Here is a 20759-nt window from a genome sequence, read left to right as displayed (position 1 = left end):
ATTGCAGTTTGGTGAAGCCGGGCCCTCTACAATGCAGCGCACAACACGCTCATGAGTACATTACTGATTTCACTGCCGCTGGCCTCGGGGCCAGATACAGGGCCCAGCTCGGCCTGGAGCTACAGCTATGCCCTGTCGCCCGATGGCGTGACCATCGGCCAGCAAGGCAGCACCACCGCCGGCCTGCTGCCCCAGCCCGGCCGCGCCGGTGAAGTGGTGGCCGTGGTGCCCGCGGCCATGCTGTCGTGGCAACGGGTCAGCCTGCCCCAGGGCGTCGGCCCGGGCTCGCCCCGGCTGCGAGCGGTGCTCGAAGGTCTCTTGGAAGAGCGCCTGCTCGACGACCCCGCCCAACTGCACTTTGCCTTGCAACCCGACACCCGTGCCGCCGGCCAGGGCGAGCCGATCTGGATCGCCTGCTGCCCGCGCCAGTGGCTGCGCGAGCACCTGCAGGCGCTCGAAGCCGCAGGCCGCGCCGTGGCCCGCGTGGTGCCCAGCCATGCCCCGGGCGAGCCCGCACCTGATGGCGCGCAGATCCTGGTCACCGGCAGCCCCGAGCTGGCGCAGGCCGTGGTCTATGGCACGGACAGCGCCGACGCGGTGCTGGTGCTGCCAGTCTCGCGCGAAAGCGCAGCGCTGCTGCCCCCGCTCGGGCCCGACAGCATCGTCCATGCCGAGCCGGCCGTGGTCAGCACCGCCGAGCACTGGCTTCAACGCCCGGTACAGCTCTACAGCCCGGCGCAAACCATGCGCGATGCCGCGCGCAGCGACTGGGACCTGGCGCAGCTCGAATTTGCCAACAGTGGACGCAACCGCCTGCAGCGGCGCCTGGGCAGCGGCCTCAATGATGTGCTCCATACCCCCGCCTGGCGCCCGGCGCGCTGGGCCCTGCTGGCCCTGGTCGTGCTCAGCTTGGTGGGCGCCAATATCTGGGCGTGGCAAGAGCGCCAGCAGCTGCAGGCCAAGGCCGCACTGGTGCGCAGCAGCTTGACGCAGGCCTTCCCCAAGGTGCAGGTGGTCGTCGATGCGCCCGTGCAGATGGCGCGCGAAGTCGCCAACCTGCGCCAGGCCTCGGGTGGCTTGTCGCCATCGGACGCCGAGCCGCTGCTGGCCGCCGCCGGCCAGGCGCTGGCCAGCCTGCCCGCAGGCACGGTGCCCAGCACGGTCGAATACAGTGGCGGCGAGCTGCGCCTGCGCGGCCTGCCCACCGATGGCTTTGATGCCTTCAGCCAGAAACTGCAAGCCCAGGGCCTGCAGGCCCAGATGCAAAACGACCAGTGGGTCATCCGCGCGCAGGCCCAGCCATGAAGAAAAATTCCTCCCGACCGTCGGCATCTGCAGCGGCTTCGTCCCCCGCAGCCCAATTGCTGCGCCAACGCTGGCGCGCGCTGGATGCGCGTGAGCGCCGGGGCGTCAGCCTGGCCGCTGCCCTGGTGCTGATGGCGCTCTTGTGGTGGCTGGCGATTGCGCCGGTACTGCAGACCTGGCGCAGCGCGCCCGCCGCGCATGCCCAGCTCGACCAGCAACTCGCCCGCATGCAAGCCTTGCAGGCCGAAGCGCGCCAGCTGCAATCGGCCACCACGGTGACCACCACGCAAGCGCGCCAGCAGCTCGAAGCCTCGCTCACGCAGCAGCTGGGCACCAGCGCCAAACTGGCCGTGCTCGGCGAGCGCGTGACCGTCACCTTGAGCCGCGCCTCGGCCGCATCCACCCAGCGCTGGCTGGGCCAGGTGCGTGCCAATGCGCATGCGATTGCCACCGAGCTGCGCCTGACCCGCGATGAGCCGGCCAAGGGCGCAGGCCCGGCTGCCGCGCCCACCTGGTCGGGCAATATCGTCTTGCAGTTGCCGGCCCAATAAGCGGCACACAGCGCATGGCCCGGCAACACTCGAACCCCACCCTGCCCCACGGCAGCGCCCGTGCGCCCTGGCGCTGGGCCGCCGTGGGCGCCTGCACCGGCGGCCTGGCCGCCCTGGTGCTGTTTGCGCCCGCACACTGGTTGGCGCAGGGCCTGGCCTGGGCCAGCCAGGGTCAGCTGCAGCTGCGCGAGCCGCGTGGCACCGTCTGGAACGGTTCAGCCCAATGGGTATTTACTGGTGGCCAGGCCAGCCGCGACCAGATGGCCCTGCCCGGCCGGGTGGACTGGGCACTGCGCCCCAGCCTGCGCGGCCTCAACATGCGCTGGAATGCCAGCTGCTGCATGGCCGCGCCGATGCCCATCCGCATCCAGCCCCACTGGGGTGGCGCCAAGGTGCAGCTGGGCGCCCATGAAAGCCGCTGGCCGGCATCGCTGCTGGTGGGCCTGGGCACGCCCTGGAACACCATCCAGCCCCAGGGCCAGCTGCTGCTCAAGACCCGTGAGCTGTCGCTGGCACTCAACGCCGGGCGCCTGCAGGTCGAGGGCGGCGCCGATCTCGATGTGATGGCGGTGACCTCACGCCTGTCCACGATACAGCCGCTGGGCAGCTACCGCCTGCAACTGCAAGGCGGTGACAGCACCAGCTTGCAGCTGTCCACCTTGGACGGCGCGCTCCAGCTCAAAGGCCAGGGCCAATGGGTGGGCCAGCGCCTGCGTTTTCAGGGAGAAGCCTGGGCTGCCGAAGGGCGCGAGGCGGCTCTTGCGAATCTATTGACTATGATTGGGCAGCGCAGCGGAAGCCGCGTGCTGCTCTCGGTTGGCTGAACATATGATGCAATACCACTCTCCCATTTATCGATTTGCGCTGCACTCCATCGCAGCGAGCGTCCTTCTAATGGGCGGCAACGGCGCGGCGCTGGCGCAGACAGCCATCAACACCGGCACGGCCAGCATTCGCGCCGGCGAGCCGGTGACGCTGAACTTCGCCAACGCCGACATCGAGTCCATCGCGCGCACCATGGCCACCATCACCGGCAAGAGCGTGGTGGTCGATCCGCGCATCAAGGGCACGATGAACCTGGTGACCGACCGGCCCGTCTCGCCCCAGGCCGCGTTCGAGCAGTTCCTGGCAGCGCTGCGCCTGCAGAACTACACCGTGGTCGAGGCCGCAGGCCTGTACAAGGTGGTGCCCGAGGCCGATGCCAAGCTGCAAGGCGGCACGGTGCGCATCACCCAGGGCGGCGCGGGCGGCCAGGTGCCCGGTGGCGGCCAGATCGTCACCCAGATCTTCAAGCTCAACTTCGAGAGCGCCAACAACCTGGTGCCGGTGCTGCGCCCGCTGATCAGCCCCAACAACACCATCAATGTGAACCCGGGCAACAACTCCCTGGTCATCACCGACTACGCCGACAACCTGCAGCGCCTCTCGCGCATCATCGCGTCGATGGATGTGGCCAACGCCAGCGATGTCGAAGTGGTGCAGCTCGAACACGCGGTCGCTACCGACATCGTGCCCATGCTGCAGCGCCTGCTGGAAGGCGGCCAGACCGTGTCTGCCAGCGGCAGCGCCACCGCCGGTGCAGCCCCCGGCGCCGCGCAGACCGACAATGCCTACCGCACCTCGGTGCTGGCCGACCCGCGCACCAACAGCATCTTGCTGCGCGCAGCCAACCCGGCGCGCCTGTCGCAGGCCAAGATGCTGATCGGCAAGCTCGACAGCCCCAGCCGTGGCGGCAATGCCTCGGGCAACATCCATGTGGTCTATCTGCGCAATGCCGATGCCACCGCGCTGGCCACCACCTTGCGCGCGGCCCTCGCCGGCCAGGACGGCAACAGCGCCAGCCCCGCCACCAACCTGTCGAGCAGCGGCAGCAGCGGGGGCCTGAGCAGCAACACGCGCAGCGGCGCCACGTCGCTGGGCGGCAGCACCAGCGGCACGCTGGGCAACAGCGCCAGCAGCAGCAGTGCGGGCGGCCTGGGCTCGGGCGCACGCCTGGGCACCGGCACCTCGCTGGGCACCTCGGGGGAGAGCGGCAGCGCCACCGGCGGCATCATCCAGGCCGACACGGCCACCAATTCACTGATCATCACCGCGCCCGAGCCGCTGTACCGCCAGATCCGCTCGGTCATCGACCAGCTCGACAGCCGCCGCGCCCAGGTGCTGGTCGAGAGCCTGATCGTCGAAGTCAGCGCCGAGAAGGCCGCGCAGTTTGGCGTGCAGTGGCAAAGCCTGCTGGGCCAGGGCAACAATGTTGTCGGCGTCATCGGCAACAACTTCACCGTGGGCGGGGCCAACCTGTTCAACCTGGCCGCCGGCATTGCCAACAACACCTACAGCACCCTGCCCAGCGCCGGCATGAACGCCGGTATCGCCTTCAAGCACAACGGCGAGTATGTGCTGGGCGCGCTGGCCAACCTGCTGCAGTCCAATGCCGATGGCAATGTGCTGGCCACCCCCAACCTGCTCACCCTGGACAACCAGGAAGCGCAGATCCTGGTCGGCCAGAATGTGCCCTTTGTCACCGGCTCCTACGCCAACAGCACCGGCAGCAGCACCGTCAACCCCTTCACCACGGTGGAGCGCAAGGATGTGGGCCTGACCCTGCGCGTGCGCCCGCAGATCAATGCCAATGGCACCGTCAAGCTGACGATCTACCAGGAGACGTCTGACGTGCTCGCCGGCACGACCACCAATGCCAACGGCCCCACCACCAACAAGCGCTCGATCGAATCGACCGTGCTGGTGGACGATGGCTCGGTCATCGTCATTGGCGGCCTGCTGCAGGACCAGTACTCCGGCTCGGTGCAGAAGGTGCCTTACCTGGGCGATATCCCCGGCATTGGCGCGCTATTCCGCAGCGACACCCGCTCGCGCAAGAAGACCAACCTGATGGTCTTCCTGCGCCCCGTGGTGATGCGCGATGCCGCCGCCACCCAGCAGGTCAGCATGGACCGCTACGAGCTGATGCGCGGCGCCCAGATCGCCGCCCAGCCCGAGCAAAGCACCCGCGTGCCGATCAATGAGTCGTCGATCATCACGCCGCTGGCCCAGCAGACCTCCGGCCTGCCGCTGGGTGCGTCCGAGACGCCGGTGATCGAATCGCGCCCCCTGACCGTGACGCCGCAAGGCATGCGCTTCGAGCCCTGATAGCGCCCACAGAGACCCGAAGCCATGCGCCACCCCCTGCCCTATGCCTTTGCGCGCAGCAGCCAGCTGCTGCTCGAAGAAGATGCCGGCCAGCACCTGCTGTGGCACGGCGCCCAGCCCCAGGGCTCGGCGCTGTCCGAGGTGCTGCGCAAGTACCCCGTGCAGCACCTGGCCCAGCTGGGCGATGCCGAGCTGGCCCAGCGCATCAGCGCTGCCTACTCGCACAGCGAATCGAATGCCGCCACCGTGATCAGCGAGGTCGAAGAAGGCACCGACCTCTCGCGCATGATGCAGGACATCCCTGCCGTCGAGGACTTGCTCGAATCGGCGGGCGACGCGCCCATCATCCGCATGCTCAACGCCCTGCTCACGCAAGCGGCGCGCGACGGCGCCTCGGACATCCACATCGAGCCCTATGAGCGCCATTCCAGCGTGCGCTTTCGCATCGATGGCTCGCTGCGCGAAGTGGTGCAACCCCACCGCGCCTTGCATGCGGCGCTGATCTCGCGCCTCAAGATCATGGCCGATCTGGACATCTCGGAAAAACGCCTGCCCCAGGACGGCCGCATCAGCCTGCGCCTGGGCACCCGCGCCATTGATGTGCGCGTCTCCACCCTGCCCAGCGCCCATGGCGAGCGCGCCGTGCTGCGTTTGCTCGACAAGAGCGAATCCAAGCTCAGCCTGGGCTCGGTCGGCATGCAGGGCGAAACCCTGCGGCGCTTTGAAAAACTGGTGGCCCAGCCGCACGGCATCGTGCTGGTGACCGGCCCCACCGGCTCGGGCAAGACCACCACCTTGTATGCGGCGCTGAGCGGCCTCGACGCCAGCCAGGGCAACATCATGACGGTGGAAGACCCGATCGAGTACGAGCTCTCGGGCATCGGCCAGACCCAGGTCAACCCCAAGATCGACCTGACCTTTGCCAAAGCGCTACGGGCCATCCTGCGCCAGGACCCGGACATCATCATGATTGGCGAAATCCGCGACTTCGAGACCGCGCAGATCGCCATCCAGGCCTCGCTCACCGGTCACCTGGTGCTGGCCACCCTGCACACCAACGATGCGACCAGCGCCATCACGCGCCTGACCGACATGGGCGTCGAGCCCTTTCTGCTGTCCTCGTCGCTGCTGGGCGTGCTGGCCCAGCGCCTGGTGCGCCGCATCGACGACAGCGACCCCAGCGGCTACCGGGGCCGCACCGGCATCTTCGAGCTGCTGGTGGTGGACGAGGCCATCCGCGCCCAGATCCACGCCCAGGCGCCGGAAACCGAAATCCGCAACCAGGCGATGGCCGCCGGCATGCACCTGATGCGCGAGGATGGCGAGCGCTTGGTGCGCGAAGGCATCACCAGTGCAGAAGAGGTCGTGCGCGTCACCCGCGATTAACCAAAATTCGCCGAATACCCCGTAGGCGCCGCCCACGCCAACGGGTATTGGCGATTTGACACAATCGCCCCATGTTGGAATCGCTCAATACCCTCGTCGCGCCCTACGGCGGCATGTTGTTTCTCTGGCTCACCGTGCTGGCCATCGCCAGCCTGGCAGCGCTGCGCCATTTTCAGCCGCGCATGTCCACCGCACAGCTGCGCCGGCTGATGCGCATCGCCGGCCTGATGGCGCTGGTGATCTCCTGGTTTGCGATGCAGCAAGGCGAGCGCTACCTGGCGACCGCGCTGCTGGTGCTGCTCTGGGGGATTCTGGTGGGCATCAGCTGCGCGCGGGCGATTCGGCAGCGTTGAATTCAGGCTCCTTGTACAAGGGGCCGGTCGGGCAAGAACAAGGCTCCGACCTTCGCATTTCCCCCATACCCACAGTCAGCAAAGGATATTTGCCTAGGCAAGAATGTCCGCATGACTGAGACAAAAACACCCCCCGCGCTTTCGATGTTGGACCTGGTGGCTGTGCGCGAAGGCGGCACCGTTGCTCAGGCTTTGCAACTGGCCGTGCGCACGGCGCAGCATGTCGAGTCGCTCGGCTTTACGCGCTACTGGATGGCCGAACACCACAATATGCCGGGCATTGCCAGCTCGTCCACGGCCGTGCTGATCGGCCATGTGGCGGGCGCCACCCGGCACATCCGTGTGGGTTCGGGCGGCATCATGCTGCCCAACCATGCCCCCTTGGTGGTGGCCGAGGCCTTTGGCACCTTGGCCGAGCTCTACCCAGGCCGTATCGACCTGGGCCTGGGCCGCGCGCCCGGCACCGATGGCATGACGATGCGGGCGCTGCGCCGTGACCGGGTCGAGACCGAAGAAGACTTTCCCCGCGATGTGCTGGAGCTGCAGCGCCTGCTGGGCCCCGCCCAACCCGGGCAAAAGCTGGTGGCCACACCGGGCGCTGGCACCAATGTGCCGCTGTGGTTGCTGGGCTCGAGCCTGTTCTCGGCCCAGTTGGCCGCGCACCTGGGCCTGCCCTATGCCTTTGCCTCGCACTTTGCGCCGCGCATGCTGCAGCAGGCGGTGCAGCTGTACCGCGACCTGTTCAAGCCCTCGGCCACGCTGGACAAGCCCTATGTGATCGTCGGCGCGCCGGTGATCGCAGCGCCTACCGACAGCGAGGCCGAGTTCCTCGCCAGCAGCACCTACCAGCGCGTGCTGGGCATTGTGACGGGCAAGCGCGGTCTGCTGCCTCCACCGGTCGAAGGCTTTATGGAGGGCCTGAACATGGCCGAGCGCCAGGCGATCGAAGGCTTTTTGGCGGTGGCCTCCATCGGCGGCCCCGAGCGTGTACAGCAGCGCCTCAAGGTGCTGGCCCAGCACACCGGCGCCGACGAGCTGATGCTGGTTTGCGATATCTATGATGGCGATCTGCGTCTGCGCTCGCTCGATATTGCTGCGCAGGCCCTGCGGGCCGGCTACGCAGCCTAAACACGGCCTTTACTCCCTGATCGGCGCCCTTTTTTCAGCAAAAGCGACGCTGATCCCGTCCCACCCAGGCTATGCTTGCGCCATGTCTGTCTCCTATAGAACCACCCTGCCAGCGGCGCTGACGGCCTGCAGCTTGCTGGCCGGCTGCATGCAGCAGCCCCCCGACGATCCCCCAGCTCCCACGCCCCAGGCCCAGCAGGCCGCACCGGCCGTGGCCCCGCCTGCCGCAGCCGCGCAGCCCCAGCCCAGCGCTCGCAGCGAAGACCCGGCCTTGGCCGCGCATATGCAAACGCCCGAGTTCCGCCGCGAATACCGCAGCAAGCAGGAGCAATTGCAGACCGAGGCCGAGGTGCAGGAAAGCGCCCCCTGGTTGGGCAGCACGGGCCTGACGGAGGCCCAGGAGCGCTCCGTGCCCCGCTATGTGCGCATGGAGCTGGGCCAGTCGCTCGCCAGCGCCGACCCGGTGCGTGCCGAAGATCTGCAGTACATCGGCCAGTTTGCCGAGTTGGATGGCACCGTCTACTACTGGCGCATTCCCGACAAGGCCCATGCCCATGGCGACACCCATGCCGGCCCGGCCTATGTCTATATCCGCAAGGATGCGGCGGGCGTGTTCTACACCGACTGGGGCAACCGCACGCCACCCGGTTGACACGCGGCGCCGTGCGCGGCGTTATCGCACTGCTGAACACCCCCTGGCCAGGAATAACGCCTATTCCACCTGCGCCTGCCGCCTGCTTTCATAATGGCCAGCGGAGACCTACCGCATGAGCCACACCCCCCAGCCAGCGCTGGCCGATCCCCGGCGCGATCCCCTGCAGTTTCTTCTGGACCTGTACCAGCGCGCGGTACAGCGCGCCCAGCCCCTGCACAGCATGGCGCAGTACCTGCCCCCGCCGCCCAAAGGCCGCACCGTGGTGCTGGGCGCCGGCAAGGCGGGCGGCTCGATGGCCCAGGCGCTCGAGGCCCTGTGGCCCCAGGACGCGCCGCTGTCGGGCCTGGTCGTCACCCGCTATGGGCATATTCCGCCGCGCCCGCCTGGGCTGGCCCAGCGCCTGGAGGTGGTTGAAGCCGCCCATCCCGTGCCCGATGCCGCCGGCCTGGCCGCTGCCGAACGTATATTGGCGCTGACCCAGGGCTTGACGGCCGATGACCTGGTGCTTTGCCTGATCTCGGGCGGCGGCTCGGCCCTGCTGACCCTGCCAGCCGACGGCATGGACCTGCAGGACAAGCAGCGCATCAACCAGGCCCTGCTGGAGAGCGGCGCCGCCATTGGCGAGATGAACTGCGTGCGCAAGCACCTCTCGCGCATCAAGGGCGGGCGCCTGGCCGCTGCCTGCTACCCCGCCAAGGTGGTGACCTTGACCATCAGCGATGTGCCCGGCGACGACCCCTCGGTCATCGCCAGCGGCCCCACGGTGCCCGATGCCTCGACCTGCGCCGAGGCACTGGCGATTCTGAACCGCTACCAGATCGCGCTGCCCGAGCGCCTGCGCGCCGCACTGGAAGATGGCTCACTGGAGACGCCCAAACCCGGCGACCCGCGCTTTGCCGGCCATGAGGTGCATCTGATCGCCACGCCCCAGCAATCGCTGGATGCGGCGGCCGAAGCCGCAGGTGCAGCCGGTATCGCCGCCCATGTGCTGTCGGATGAGATCGAGGGCGAGTCGCGCGAGATCGGCAAGATGCATGCGGCGCTGGCACGCGCCGTGGCCCGCCACGGCAGCCCCTTTGCCAAACCTTGCGTCATCCTCTCCGGAGGCGAGACCACCGTCACCATCCGCCCGCGCCAGCCGGGCGCCGCCAAGGGGCGCGGCGGCCGCGCTGGCGAGTTCTGCATGGGCCTGGCGCAGGCCCTGCAAGGCCAGGGCGGTATCTGGGCGCTGGCGGCCGATACCGATGGCATCGATGGCGTCGAAGACAATGCCGGCGCGCGCCTGGCACCCAACACGCTGCAGCGCGCCGCTGCACTGCAGCTGCGCCTGAGCGACCACCTGGACCGCAACGATGCCTATGGTTTTTTCGAGGCGCTGGGCGACCTGGTGGTGACCGGGCCTACGCACACCAACGTCAACGATTTCCGGGCCATTCTGATCCTGTGATGCGGGCTGCCAGGCTTGCCAGACCCTCCGCGCCTAGCCTCCTTGGGCCAGGTTCTCCCACCAGGCGGCATCAAAGCTGCCCTGCAAGAACGCGATAAAGGACTGCACCTTTTGCGGCACCAGGCGCGGCGAGGGGTAGACGGCGTGGATCTCCTGCTCAGGCAGGCGGCAGGTCTTGAGCACCTCGACCACGCGGCCCGCCTTGAGCGACTCATGCGCCACATAGCGCGGCAGTGCGGCCACGCCCATGTGCGAGCGCGCCGCGGCCAGTAAGGCCGAGAGGTTGTTGGAACGCAGCCGCCCGGTGACCGGCACGGAGACGGACTCGCCACTGGCATTGCTCAGCCGCCAGACATCGTTGCCCTGCACGCTGCTGTAGATCAGCGCCGAGTGCTCTTTCAAATCCGATGGCCGGCGCGGCGTGCCGTGCTTGCGCAGGTAGGCGGGCGAGGCTACCAGCACCCAGGGATTGACGCCCAGCATGCGCGCACCCAGCGACGAATCGGCCAGCTTGCCCAGGCGCAGCGCCACATCGATACCCTGGGCCACCAGGTCGGTGTAGCGGTCTTCAAAGCTCAGGTCCACCTGCACCTGCGGGTTGTGTTGCATGAACTCCATCGCCAGCGGAATCAACACGCGCCGCCCAAACGCGACTGAGCTGCCAATGCGCAGCTGACCCTGCACCTGCGTCTGCCGCACCTGCACCACATTGTCGGCATCGGCCACGTCGCTCACGATGCGCTTGCATTTTTCGTAGTACAGCGCGCCCGGCTCGGTCAGGCTCACCCCCCGCGTATTGCGGTTGAGCAGGCGCACCTTGAGCCGCGCCTCCATCGCTGCGACCTGCTTGGTCACCGTGGGCTGGGTCGATGAGAACTCCTGCGCCACCTTGGTGAAGCTGCCCGTTTCCACCACGCGCACAAACATGTGCATGGCATCGAGTCGGTCCATGGTTGTGTCTCCTGGGATTGCTGCGGCATGGCTTGCCGCATGTCACATGCTGGGCGCTTTTCTGAACAGGTTCGTGGCGCCTCTGCGCCCGATGATGCGGCATGCAGCGCAGTGCTGTCCATTCCTGGCTGGAATAAATTTTATGGTCCGCCTGCGCCTTCCGGCAAACGCTCGCCTTCCCTACAGTCGATCCCAGCTGTAAAGGAGACCCCATGGCCAAAATGAAAGCGATCGAAGCCGCAGTCCGCGTGCTGGAAAAAGAAGGTGTGAGCGTCGCATTCGGCGTTCCTGGCGCTGCCATCAACCCGCTGTACGCAGCGATGAAGGCGCATGGCGGCATCGGCCATATCCTGGCCCGCCATGTCGAAGGCGCCAGCCACATGGCCGAGGGTTATACCCGCGCCGTGGCCGGCAATATCGGGGTCTGCATCGGCACCAGCGGGCCGGCCGGCACCGACATGATCACGGGCCTGTACTCGGCCAGCGCCGATTCGATCCCGATCCTCTGCATCACCGGCCAGGCGCCGCGCGCGCGCCTGCACAAGGAAGACTTCCAGGCTGTGGACATTGCATCCATCGCCAAGACCGTCACCAAGTGGGCCACCACGGTGCTGGAGCCCGCCCAGGTGCCCGGCGCCTTCCAGCAGGCCTTCCATTTGATGCGCTCGGGCCGCCCTGGCCCCGTGCTGATCGACCTGCCCATCGATGTGCAGCTGGCCGAGATCGAATTCGACATCGACACCTACGAGCCCCTGCCCGTCTACAAACCTGCCGCCACACGCAAACAGGCCGAAAAAGCCATCGCCATGCTCAATGCCGCCGAGCGCCCCTTGATCGTCAGCGGCGGCGGCGTCATCAATGCCGATGCGGCGGACTTGTTGGTCGAGCTGGCCGAGACCCTCAATCTGCCGGTGATCCCCACCTTGATGGGCTGGGGCAGCATCCCCGACGACCACCCCTTGATGGCCGGCATGTGTGGCCTGCAGACCAGCCACCGCTATGGCAACGCCAGCATGCTGGCCTCGGATTTTGTGCTGGGCATCGGTAACCGCTGGGCCAACCGCCATACCGGCTCGGTCGATGTCTACACCCGGGGCCGCCAATTCATCCATGTCGATATCGAGCCCACGCAGATTGGCCGCGTGTTTGCGCCCGATTTCGGCATCGTCTCGGATGCCAAGGCAGCGCTGGAGCAGTTCGTCGCCGTGGCCAAGGACTGGAAGGCCGCGGGCAAGCTGCGCGACCGCAGCGCCTGGGTCGCAGACTGCCAGGGCCGCAAGAACAGCATCGACTACCTGCGCAAGACCCACTTCGACAACGTGCCGATGAAGCCCCAGCGTGTCTACCAGTGCATGAACCAGAGCTTGGACCGCGACACCACCTATGTCTCCACCATCGGCCTGTCGCAGATCGCCGGGGCGCAGTTTCTGCATGTCTACAAGCCGCGCAACTGGATCAACTGCGGCCAGGCCGGCCCCCTGGGCTGGACGACACCGGCCGCGCTGGGCGTGCGCGTGGCCGATCCGCAGCGCAAGATCGTCGCGCTGTCGGGCGACTACGACTTCCAGTTCATGATCGAGGAGCTGGCCGTGGGCGCGCAGTTCAAGCTGCCCTATATCCATGTGCTGGTCAACAACAGCTACCTGGGCCTGATCCGCCAGGCGCAGCGCGCCTTCAGCATCGACTACTGCGTGCAGCTGGCCTTTGACAACATCAACATGGAGCCCGACGAGGCCGCACGCGGCTATGGCGTGGACCATGTCAAGGTCGTCGAAGGCCTGGGCTGCAAGGCCATCCGCGTACACCGCCCCGAAGACTTTGCCCCGGCGATGCAGCAGGCCGAGGCCTGGATGGCCGAGCACCGCACGCCGGTCGTCATCGAATGCATCTTGGAGCGCGTGACCAATATCGCGATGGGCACCGAGATCGACAACGTCATCGAGTTCGAAGACCTGGCCAGCGGCAAGGCCGATGCGCCCAGCGCCCTTGCGCTGCTGGATTGATGAATCCCTCGTTTTTTAACCGGAGTTTTGCCATGCCCCGTTTTGCTGCCAACCTCAGCATGCTGTTTACCGAAGTGCCGTTTCTCGACCGCTTTGAGCGCGCCGCCCAGGCCGGTTTTGAGGCCGTGGAGTTTCTGTTTCCCTATGCCCATACCGTTGAAGAGATCCAGCAGCGGCTCGATGCCACTGGCCTGCAGATTGTGTTGCACAACCTGCCTGCGGGCGACTGGGAATCGGGCGAGCGCGGCATTGCCTGCGATCCCCGGCGGGTGGACGAGTTCCGCGCCGGCGTCGCCCAGGCCGTCACCTACGCCCATGCGCTGGGCGTGCCCCAGCTCAACTGCCTGGCAGGCAAAGCGCCCGCCGATGTGGATGCCGCCACCCTGCGCCGCACCCTGGTGGACAACCTGCGCTTTGCCGCAGCGGCGCTGAAGTTGGCCAAGCTGCGCCTGCTGGTCGAGCCCATCAATACCTTTGATATTCCCGGCTTTTACCTGAGCCGCACCGACCAGGCGCTGGCCATTCTGGATGAAGTGGGCGCCGCCAATGCCTTTGTGCAGTACGACATCTACCATGCCCAGCGCACGGAAGGCGAGCTGGCCGCCACCTTGCACAAGCACCTGGCGCGCATCGGCCATGTACAGCTGGCCGACAACCCGGGCCGCCACGAGCCGGGCACGGGCGAGATCCATTACCCCTTCCTGTTCGCGCACCTGGACCGCATTGGCTACAGCGGCTGGCTGGGCTGCGAGTACAAGCCCGCGCAGGGCACCGAGGCGGGCCTGCACTGGCTGCAGACCGTGGCGGGCCAAAGGCGCGCAACGGCTACCGCTTGATCGAGACCCGAAACCCACACCTCTTTCCATAAAAACCAAGGAGATTTCTGCATGCATGCAACGCCCCTCAAACTGGGATTCATCGGCCTGGGCATCATGGGCGCGCCCATGTGCAGCCACCTGATTGCCGCCGGCCACCAACTGTTCATCAACACGCGCGGCAAGGTGCCGGCCCCCATCGCAGAGAGCAGCGCCACCCAATGCACATCGGTGCGCGGCGTAGCCGAGCGGGCCGATATCGTCTTTGTGATGGTGCCCGATACCCCCGACGTCGAGCAAGTGCTGTTTGCGCCCGATGGCCTGGCCGCCGGCCTCAAGGGCAGCAGCGGCAAGATCGTGGTCGATATGTCGTCCATCTCGCCGGTCGCTACCAAGGACTTTGCCAAACGCATCAGCGCGCTGGGCGCGCAGTACCTGGATGCGCCGGTATCGGGCGGCGAAGTGGGTGCCAAGAATGCGACCCTGTCCATCATGGTGGGCGGTCCGGAGGCGGCGTTTGAACGGGTGAAACCGCTGTTCGAGACGCTGGGCAAGAACATCACCCTGGTAGGCGGCAATGGCGACGGCCAGACCGCCAAGGTGGCCAACCAGATCATCGTCGCCTTGAACATTGAGGCGGTGGCCGAGGCACTGCTGTTTGCATCGCGCGCCGGTGCCGACCCAGCGCGGGTGCGCCAGGCGCTATTGGGCGGCTTTGCGTCATCCAAGATTCTCGAAGTGCATGCCGAGCGCATGATCCATCGCACGTTTGATCCCGGTTTTCGCATTGCGCTGCACCAAAAGGACCTGAACCTGGCGCTGGCCAGCGCGCGCCAGCTGGGCGTGTCCCTCCCCAACACCGCCCAGGCGCTGCAGCTGTTCAACAGCTGCGTGGCCCATGGCGGTGCGGGCTGGGACCATTCCGGCCTGGTGCGCGCGCTGGAGATCCAGGCCAATTTCGAGATCGGGCAAAAGGCACCTGCCTGAGTCTATGGCAGGCCTGGCAGACCGGCTATGCTTGCGCGATGTCCCGCCCTGCCCGCCTGCTCCGCCTGCTCGATCTGTTGCGCCGCGCCCGCCAACCGCAAACCGGCCCGGCGCTGGCCCAGACCCTGGAGGTGAGCCTGCGCACCGTCTACCGCGATATCGCCAGCCTGCGTGAGCAAGGTGCGGCGATCGAGGGCGATCCGGGAATTGGCTTTGAGATGCGGCCTGGCTTTTTGCTGCCGCCTTTGATGTTCAATGCCGATGAGCTCGAAGCCCTGCTGCTGGGCGCGCGCTGGGCCAGCCTGCAGGCCGACCCGCAGCTGGCCAGTGCGGCGAGCGCCGCGATGGATCGCATCCGCAGCGCCTTGCCGCTGGAGCTGCGCATCGCCGTCGATACCAGCGGCCTGATGGTTCCCAACATGCAGCCCAGCCCCCCGCCCGAGACCTGGCAGACTGGACTGCGCCGCGCGATCCGTGCCGAGCATAAGGTAGTGCTGCACTATGAGGACCAGCACGGCCGCCTGACAGAGCGCCTGGTCTGGCCCTTTGCGATGGCCTATTTCGACCGCAGCCGGGTGGTCTCCGCCTGGTGCGAGCTGCGCCAGGGCTTTCGCCACTTTCGCGCCGACCGGGTGCATGCGATGCAGGAGCTGCAGGAGCGCTATCCGCAAAGCCGCCATAGCCTCATCCAGCAGTGGTTGGCAGAGACCGGCTATACGCTGGACGGCTGGTCGTAAGCGCTCATCTGCGGCTTGATGCCAGCTGCTGACAGTTTCTGTCAGCCTCCCTGCCTAACCTACGGGCATGGCGATTTTGCCAGCCACCCGAAGGACCAAGACATGACCCCCCACAACGCCCCGCTGCGCTTTTTCTACCACCCCCAGTCCCGCGCCCGCATGGTGCGCTGGATGCTCGAAGAGTGCGATGCCGTCTACGAGCCGGTGCGGCTGGAGTTTGGCGGCACGATGAAGTCGCCCGACTACCTGGCGCTCAACCCCATGGGCAAGGTACCGGCACTGCAGCATGGCAACACGGTGGTGAGCGAGACCGGCGCGATCCTGGCCTACCTGGCCGACCTTTACCCCGAGAAAAAGCTGGCACCGGCGCTGGGCAGCGCCGAGCGCGGCAGCTACTACCGCTGGCTGTTCTTGGTGGCGGGCCCGGTCGAGGCGGTGTCCACCGCCAAGGCCGAAGGCTGGCTGCAGAACCAGACCGAGCGCCAGGCACTGTCGGCCGGCTATGGCCGTTTTGACGATGTGCTGCGCAGCCTGCAGCTGGCGGTGTCCGGCAAGCGCTATGCCTGTGGCGACCACTTCACCGCCGCCGACCTGTACCTGGCCAGCTATATCGGCTGGAGCATGCACGAAGGCACCCTGCCCAGCCTGCCCGAGTTCCAGGACTACGCGCTGCCGCTGCTGCAGCGCCCCGCTGCCCAGCGCGCCGATGCGCTCGATGGCCCCGCAGAGATGCCCGCCGCAGCCGCTGCCTGATCGGGCCACTGCCATCTGCATGCCATGGGGATCAGGCACAATAGCCCGGGGTGGCCATGGAGCCACCTTGTTTTATCCACCTGCCCCATGCCCGCTTTTTCGTACGAAGTTCTAGACGCCCAGGGCCAGACCCGCAAGGGCATGATCGAAGCCGACAGCGCCAAGGCCGCGCGCAGCCTGCTGCGTGCCCAGGCCATGGTGCCCTTGGCGGTCGAGCCGCTGGGCGATGTCGACGACAGCGGTGCCAGCATGGTGCGCAGCCGGCGTGCGGTCTTCAATGCCACGGGCCTGGCGGTCTGGACGCGCCAACTCGCCGGCCTCATCAGCTCGGGCCTGCCGCTCGAGCGCGCGCTGACCGCGCTGATGGAAGAGATCGACAGCGAGCCCCAGCGCCAGCTGGTGGCCAGCCTGCGCGCCGAAGTCAATGGCGGCTCCACCTTTGCCAAGTCGCTGGCCCTCTACCCCCGTGATTTTTCGCAGATATACCGCGCCGTGATCGATGCGGGCGAGCACAGCGGCCACCTCGACCAGGTGCTGTCGCGGCTGGCCGATGATTTGGAAGAGCGCGACCAGCTCAAGAACAGCCTCATCGGTGCCTCGCTCTACCCGGCCATCGTCACCTGCTTTGCCTTTGTCGTGGTGATGGTGCTGATGAGCTATGTGGTGCCCCAGGTGGCCGAGGTGTTCTCGGGCACCAAGCATGCGCTGCCGCTGCTCACCCGCATCATGCTGGGCTTTAGCGATCTGATCCGCCATTGGTGGTGGTTGGGCGCGGGCCTGGCGGTTGTTGGCACCGTGCTGCTGCGCCTGTCGCTGCGCCAGCCCGCCTTTCGCCAGCGCTTTGATGCCGGCTGGCTGCAGCTGCCGGTCGTCGGCAAGCTCTCGCGCAACTACAACGCCGCCCGCTTTGCCTCGACCCTGGCCATGCTCAGCAATGCCGGTGTGCCCATCCTGAAGGCGCTGCAGGCCGCTGCGCAGACCGTCTCCAACCAGGCGATGCGCCAGGATGCCATCGATGCGCTGGACCAGGTGCGCGAGGGCGCGCCGCTCGCCTCGGCCCTGGCGCAGAAAAAGCGCTTCCCCGCGCTGTTGTCGATGTTTGCCCGCCTGGGCGAGCAGACCGGCGAGTTGCCGCAGATGCTGCAGCGCGTGGCCAACCAGCTGGCTGGCGATGTCAAGCGCCGTGCGATGCGCCTGGCCACCATCCTGGAGCCGCTGCTGATCGTCGGCATGGGCATCATTGTCGGCATCATCGTGATGGCGGTGCTGATGCCCATCATCCAGCTCAACCAGTTTGTGCGTTAAACAACCAGTCTGACCCCGCTTGGCTCTGCCAAGGCCAGCGGGGCCCACTTTAGAGTCGCTAACACGACCCAGCAAACCGCAGGTTTGCGGTTGAGACTAGGCGTCCTGCCGCAGGCAGTACAGTAGTACGACAAGGCAGGGCAACGACGTATCAAGGGTTGTGTTAGCGACTCTTACTCGGCGTGGATCTTGTTGGCCTTGACCACATCGCCCCAGAGCTTGTACTGCGCGCGCGTCATCGCGTCGAGCTGCTCGGGCGTGCCGCCGCCAGGCTGGTCACCGCGCTCCTGAAAGCTGCGGATCACCGCAGGTTCCTTCAGCACCGTGTTGATGGCGGCATTGAGCTTTTGCACCACCTCAGGGCGGGTGCCGGGCGGGCCGTACATGCCGATGAAGGAGATGATCTCGAAATCCTTCAGGCCCACTTCGGCGGGGGTCGGCACATCGGGGAGCGACGCCACGCGGCTGCTGCTGGTGACCAGGATGGGGCGCACCTTGCCGGACTTGATATAGGGATCAAACACCGAGGTCGCATCAAACATGGCCTCGATGCGGCCGGCCATCAGGTCGATCACGGCAGGGCCACTGCCCTTGTAGGGCACATGGTTCATCGCCGGGCTGCCCAGGCGCTCGCGCATCAGCTCGGTGGTCACATGCACGAGCGAGCCGGCACCGGGCGTGCCATAGTCCACGCCCTTGCCAGCCTTGGCGCGCTCCTTGACCAGGGCCGCAAACTGCGCAAAGTCTTTGACAGGCGACGAGGTGGGCACCACCAGCACCAGTGGCGACTGCAGCAAGATGCCCACGGGCACAAACTTGGTCGGGTCCACAATGCCCAAGGTCGGGAAGACGTGCGGGGTCACCGTCATCGAGCCATTGCCCACCAGCATGCGGTAGCCATCGGGGGCTGAGCGCATGATGTCGGCCGAGCCCAGGTTGCCGTTGACGCCGGCCTTGTTCTCGATGACCACGCCCTGGCCCAGATTGGCCGCCAGGCTGTTGCTGAGCACGCGGGCGGCAAAATCGGTCTGCCCCCCTGGCGGAAAGCCCACCATCAGGGTGACCGGCTTGGTCGGGTAGGCGGTCTGCGCCAGCGCCGGGGCGCCCGCGCCGATCAAGCTGGCGCCCAGCGCCAGACCCAGGGTCAGTTTGCGACGCAGCATGGCGTGCGATAGTTGAACGGTCGTCATTGTTATGTCTCCTTGGTGTGAAATCAGAGGGCAGCAGGCACTGCGCTGTCTTGCTGCTCGGGCGAGAACTTGTCCACCGCCTCCCACAGGCCATTGATATAGACGGCGCCCAGCGCCCGGTCGTAGAGGCCATAGCCGGGCTTGCCGGTTTCGCCCCAGATCATGCGGCCGTGGTCCGGGCGCACATAGCCTGCAAAGCCCACATCGTGGTAGGCCTTGACGATGGCCGCGATATCGAGCGAGCCACAGGTCGAGAGGTGCGCGGTTTCTTCAAAGTCGCCCTCGGGCGATACCTTGACATTGCGGATATGCGCAAAGTGGATGCGGCCGCGCCCGCCAAACTCGCGCACCAGCGCCTCGACATTGTTCTGCGGGCCGGCGCCCAGCGAGCCCGAGCACAAGGTCAGGCCATTGGCGGGGCTGTCGATCAGGTCGACGATGCGGGCGAGGTCATCGCGGTTCTTGACGATGCGCGGCAGGCCAAAGATCGGGCGCGGTGGGTCATCGGGGTGGATGGCCATCTTGATGCCGCATTCCTCGGCCACCGGGATGACGGCCTGCAGAAAATAAGCCAGGTTCTGCCAGAGCTGCTCGGCATCGACCTGGCGGTAGGCCTGCAGCAGGCCTTGCAGCTCATCGCTGCGGTAGCTGCTGTCCCAGCCGGGTAGCGAGATGCCTTTTTCCGCATCGATGCTGTCGGCCTGGCGGCTGTCAAAGGCCAGGCAGGTGGAGCCATCGGGCAGCTGCTTGGCCAGCTCGGTGCGCGTCCAGTCAAACACCGGCATGAAGTTGTAGCAAACCACCTGCACACCGGCGGCGGCCAGATGGCGCAGGGTTTGCTGGTAATTGGCGATCAGCTGGTCGCGGCTGTCGCGGCCAAGCTTGATGTCCTCGTGCACCGGCACCGATTCGACCAGCTCAAAAGCCAGGCCAGCGTCTTCAATCTGCTGCTTGAGCGCCTCAATCTTGGCCAGCGGCCAGACGGCACCGACCGGCTCGTCATAGATCGCAGAGACGATATGTGTGACCCCAGGGATCTGGCGGATATAGGCCAGGGACACGGGGTCTGCGCTGCCAAACCAACGAAACGACATCTTCATGGAAAACCTTTTGCTGCAATCAAAAATTTGGTTAGACCAATTCTACAAACTGGCTAGACCATTTAGATTGATGGTTTACCACTATGTCCGGTATTTGCCGCATTTGGGCCAGACGGCGGCTTACACTGCTGCTGGCCTTCCGGTTTTGGCGGATCGGCCGATGAACGGAATACGCGCAAGATGCCCAACAAGCTGGTCCCTCCGGTTGACGACGACAGCCGCACCACCGGTGTCAGGTCCTACCAGGACCTCGCCAGAAAAATCCTGGAAGAAACTGCCACAGACAGCGCGGCGGCCGACCAGCGCCTGCCCTCGGAGCGCACCCTGGCCGATATGTTTGGCGTCAGCCGCACTGCCGTGCGCGAGGCCATCATTGCGCTGGAGGTGCAAGGCCTCGTCGAGGTGCGCCTGGGCTCGGGCATCTACCTGCAGCCCACGGGTGCCAGCGGCCCCAGCCGCCTGCCCGCCTTTGATGTGCCCACGGGCCCCGGCCCGCTGGAAACCCTGCGCGCCCGCGTGCTGGTCGAGGCCGAGATTGCCGCAGCCGCTGCCAGCGAGCGCCGCGATGCCGACCTGGACCGCATGCTCGACGCCCTTGCCACCATGCGCCTGCAGCTGGCCGACAAGGACGCCTACGACGCGGCCGACCGGCGTTTTCACCTTGCCATTGCCGAGGCCACCGGCAACCGCGTGCTGCAGCACATGGTGGAGGCCATGTGGGACAACGCCCGCCAGGACCCGCGCTGGGACAAGATCGAGCAGCATTTCCACTCCGAGCAGCTGCGCGAGGCCAGCCTCAAGGACCACCAGGCCATCTTTGCCGCGATTGCCGAGCGCCAGCCCGCGCAGGCGCGCCAGGCGATGCAGCAGCATCTGGGGCGGGTGATCTCGCAGTTCTCCCAGGCCTGGTATTGAGAGGGACTAATACAGCCCTTGATACGTCGTT

Annotated in this window: 19 protein-coding genes; 16 read left to right on the top strand and 3 right to left on the bottom strand. The window is 66.6% G+C overall.

Going from position 1 to position 20759, the window contains the following annotated elements:
* Positions 1 to 51: 51 nt before the first annotated feature.
* The 9 genes from gspL to F0Q04_RS06780 all read left to right on the top strand — a co-directional run bounded on the left by gspL (position 52) and on the right by F0Q04_RS06780 (position 9972).
* Positions 52 to 1305, top strand: a complete 1254-nt coding sequence (gene gspL, locus F0Q04_RS06820; protein ID WP_182345022.1) for a type II secretion system protein GspL — start codon at positions 52 to 54, stop codon at positions 1303 to 1305.
* Entirely contained in the window at positions 1302 to 1856 is a 555-nt protein-coding gene (gene gspM / locus F0Q04_RS06815) for a type II secretion system protein GspM (protein WP_182345021.1), read from the top strand. Before gspL ends, gspM begins: the two co-directional genes overlap by 4 nt.
* A 14-nt stretch (positions 1857 to 1870) precedes the next feature.
* Positions 1871 to 2680: a type II secretion system protein N gene (gene gspN / locus F0Q04_RS06810; protein ID WP_182345020.1), complete on the top strand. Its 810-nt coding sequence runs from the start codon at positions 1871 to 1873 to the stop codon at positions 2678 to 2680.
* Between the two features lie 4 nt (positions 2681 to 2684).
* Positions 2685 to 5003 carry a type II secretion system secretin GspD gene (gene gspD, locus F0Q04_RS06805; RefSeq protein ID WP_182345019.1) on the top strand — a complete coding sequence of 773 codons (2319 nt, stop codon included), beginning with the start codon at positions 2685 to 2687 and terminating at the stop codon, positions 5001 to 5003.
* A gap of 24 nt (positions 5004 to 5027) precedes the next feature.
* Positions 5028 to 6389, top strand: a complete 1362-nt coding sequence (locus tag F0Q04_RS06800; RefSeq protein WP_021025525.1) for a GspE/PulE family protein — start codon at positions 5028 to 5030, stop codon at positions 6387 to 6389.
* A gap of 71 nt (positions 6390 to 6460) precedes the next feature.
* Entirely contained in the window at positions 6461 to 6742 is a 282-nt protein-coding gene (locus F0Q04_RS06795) for a hypothetical protein (protein WP_021025524.1), read from the top strand.
* A 111-nt stretch (positions 6743 to 6853) separates the two neighbouring features.
* Positions 6854 to 7870 (top strand): LLM class flavin-dependent oxidoreductase, encoded by a 1017-nt coding sequence (locus F0Q04_RS06790; protein WP_198424348.1) that lies wholly within the window; start codon positions 6854 to 6856, stop codon positions 7868 to 7870.
* A gap of 82 nt (positions 7871 to 7952) precedes the next feature.
* The gene (locus F0Q04_RS06785) at positions 7953 to 8522 is read left to right on the top strand and encodes a hypothetical protein (RefSeq protein WP_182345018.1); all 570 of its coding nucleotides are present in this window, start codon (positions 7953 to 7955) and stop codon (positions 8520 to 8522) included.
* A gap of 115 nt (positions 8523 to 8637) precedes the next feature.
* Positions 8638 to 9972, top strand: coding sequence for a glycerate kinase type-2 family protein (locus tag F0Q04_RS06780; RefSeq protein WP_182345017.1), 1335 nt, complete (start codon positions 8638 to 8640; stop codon positions 9970 to 9972).
* 33 nt (positions 9973 to 10005) lie between these two features.
* Here F0Q04_RS06780 and F0Q04_RS06775 read toward each other — a convergent pair whose 3' ends face one another.
* Positions 10006 to 10923, bottom strand: coding sequence for a LysR family transcriptional regulator (locus tag F0Q04_RS06775; RefSeq protein WP_182345016.1), 918 nt, complete (start codon positions 10921 to 10923; stop codon positions 10006 to 10008).
* A gap of 212 nt (positions 10924 to 11135) precedes the next feature.
* Between F0Q04_RS06775 and gcl the strand changes: the two genes are divergently transcribed.
* From gcl to gspF, 6 genes are all read left to right on the top strand, one after another.
* On the top strand, positions 11136 to 12926 hold the full coding sequence (gene gcl, locus F0Q04_RS06770) for a glyoxylate carboligase (protein WP_182345015.1): 1791 nt from the start codon (positions 11136 to 11138) through the stop codon (positions 12924 to 12926).
* A 32-nt stretch (positions 12927 to 12958) separates the two neighbouring features.
* Entirely contained in the window at positions 12959 to 13762 is an 804-nt protein-coding gene (gene hyi / locus F0Q04_RS06765) for a hydroxypyruvate isomerase (RefSeq protein WP_182345014.1), read from the top strand.
* Positions 13763 to 13813: 51 nt separating this feature from the next.
* Positions 13814 to 14728 carry a 2-hydroxy-3-oxopropionate reductase gene (locus F0Q04_RS06760; RefSeq protein WP_182345013.1) on the top strand — a complete coding sequence of 305 codons (915 nt, stop codon included), beginning with the start codon at positions 13814 to 13816 and terminating at the stop codon, positions 14726 to 14728.
* A 38-nt stretch (positions 14729 to 14766) separates the two neighbouring features.
* Positions 14767 to 15465, top strand: coding sequence for a helix-turn-helix transcriptional regulator (locus F0Q04_RS06755; protein WP_182345012.1), 699 nt, complete (start codon positions 14767 to 14769; stop codon positions 15463 to 15465).
* Between the two features lie 102 nt (positions 15466 to 15567).
* Positions 15568 to 16218, top strand: a complete 651-nt coding sequence (locus F0Q04_RS06750; protein ID WP_116924547.1) for a glutathione S-transferase family protein — start codon at positions 15568 to 15570, stop codon at positions 16216 to 16218.
* 87 nt (positions 16219 to 16305) lie between these two features.
* Positions 16306 to 17523 (top strand): type II secretion system inner membrane protein GspF, encoded by a 1218-nt coding sequence (gspF, locus tag F0Q04_RS06745; protein ID WP_116924546.1) that lies wholly within the window; start codon positions 16306 to 16308, stop codon positions 17521 to 17523.
* A gap of 173 nt (positions 17524 to 17696) precedes the next feature.
* Here the strand turns inward: gspF and F0Q04_RS06740 are convergent, their stop codons facing one another.
* Both F0Q04_RS06740 and uxuA read right to left on the bottom strand, forming a co-directional pair.
* Positions 17697 to 18713, bottom strand: coding sequence for a Bug family tripartite tricarboxylate transporter substrate binding protein (locus tag F0Q04_RS06740; protein ID WP_116924545.1), 1017 nt, complete (start codon positions 18711 to 18713; stop codon positions 17697 to 17699).
* 23 nt (positions 18714 to 18736) lie between these two features.
* Complete coding sequence (uxuA, locus tag F0Q04_RS06735; RefSeq protein ID WP_182345011.1) at positions 18737 to 19813, bottom strand: mannonate dehydratase; 1077 nt, start codon at positions 19811 to 19813, stop codon at positions 18737 to 18739.
* A gap of 180 nt (positions 19814 to 19993) precedes the next feature.
* Between uxuA and F0Q04_RS06730 the strand changes: the two genes are divergently transcribed.
* On the top strand, positions 19994 to 20728 hold the full coding sequence (locus F0Q04_RS06730) for a FadR/GntR family transcriptional regulator (RefSeq protein WP_182345010.1): 735 nt from the start codon (positions 19994 to 19996) through the stop codon (positions 20726 to 20728).
* The last annotated feature ends 31 nt before the right edge of the window (positions 20729 to 20759 follow it).

Origin of the sequence: Comamonas koreensis (assembly GCF_014076495.1) — a bacterium.
Taxonomy (GTDB): domain Bacteria; phylum Pseudomonadota; class Gammaproteobacteria; order Burkholderiales; family Burkholderiaceae_C; genus Comamonas; species Comamonas squillarum.
The sequence above is the reverse complement of the archived record's forward strand: the minus strand, read 5'-3'. Positions and strand labels throughout refer to the sequence as shown.

Bases quoted from the DNA above. Each gene is read 5' to 3' on its own strand.
- F0Q04_RS06800 (WP_021025525.1), top strand. From the start codon at position 5,028: ATGCGCCACCCCCTGCCCTATGCCTTTGCGCGCAGCAGCCAGCTGCTG.
- F0Q04_RS06780 (WP_182345017.1), top strand. From the start codon at position 8,638: ATGAGCCACACCCCCCAGCCAGCGCTGGCCGATCCCCGGCGCGATCCC.
- F0Q04_RS06795 (WP_021025524.1), top strand. From the start codon at position 6,461: ATGTTGGAATCGCTCAATACCCTCGTCGCGCCCTACGGCGGCATGTTG.
- F0Q04_RS06760 (WP_182345013.1), top strand. From the start codon at position 13,814: ATGCATGCAACGCCCCTCAAACTGGGATTCATCGGCCTGGGCATCATG.
- gspF (WP_116924546.1), top strand. From the start codon at position 16,306: ATGCCCGCTTTTTCGTACGAAGTTCTAGACGCCCAGGGCCAGACCCGC.
- F0Q04_RS06750 (WP_116924547.1), top strand. From the start codon at position 15,568: ATGACCCCCCACAACGCCCCGCTGCGCTTTTTCTACCACCCCCAGTCC.
- gspD (WP_182345019.1), top strand. From the start codon at position 2,685: ATGATGCAATACCACTCTCCCATTTATCGATTTGCGCTGCACTCCATC.
- uxuA (WP_182345011.1), bottom strand. From the start codon at position 19,813: ATGAAGATGTCGTTTCGTTGGTTTGGCAGCGCAGACCCCGTGTCCCTG.
- F0Q04_RS06740 (WP_116924545.1), bottom strand. From the start codon at position 18,713: ATGACGACCGTTCAACTATCGCACGCCATGCTGCGTCGCAAACTGACC.
- F0Q04_RS06730 (WP_182345010.1), top strand. From the start codon at position 19,994: ATGCCCAACAAGCTGGTCCCTCCGGTTGACGACGACAGCCGCACCACC.
- gspN (WP_182345020.1), top strand. From the start codon at position 1,871: ATGGCCCGGCAACACTCGAACCCCACCCTGCCCCACGGCAGCGCCCGT.
- gspM (WP_182345021.1), top strand. From the start codon at position 1,302: ATGAAGAAAAATTCCTCCCGACCGTCGGCATCTGCAGCGGCTTCGTCC.
- F0Q04_RS06785 (WP_182345018.1), top strand. From the start codon at position 7,953: ATGTCTGTCTCCTATAGAACCACCCTGCCAGCGGCGCTGACGGCCTGC.
- F0Q04_RS06755 (WP_182345012.1), top strand. From the start codon at position 14,767: ATGTCCCGCCCTGCCCGCCTGCTCCGCCTGCTCGATCTGTTGCGCCGC.
- F0Q04_RS06790 (WP_198424348.1), top strand. From the start codon at position 6,854: ATGACTGAGACAAAAACACCCCCCGCGCTTTCGATGTTGGACCTGGTG.
- gspL (WP_182345022.1), top strand. From the start codon at position 52: ATGAGTACATTACTGATTTCACTGCCGCTGGCCTCGGGGCCAGATACA.
- hyi (WP_182345014.1), top strand. From the start codon at position 12,959: ATGCCCCGTTTTGCTGCCAACCTCAGCATGCTGTTTACCGAAGTGCCG.
- gcl (WP_182345015.1), top strand. From the start codon at position 11,136: ATGGCCAAAATGAAAGCGATCGAAGCCGCAGTCCGCGTGCTGGAAAAA.
- F0Q04_RS06775 (WP_182345016.1), bottom strand. From the start codon at position 10,923: ATGGACCGACTCGATGCCATGCACATGTTTGTGCGCGTGGTGGAAACG.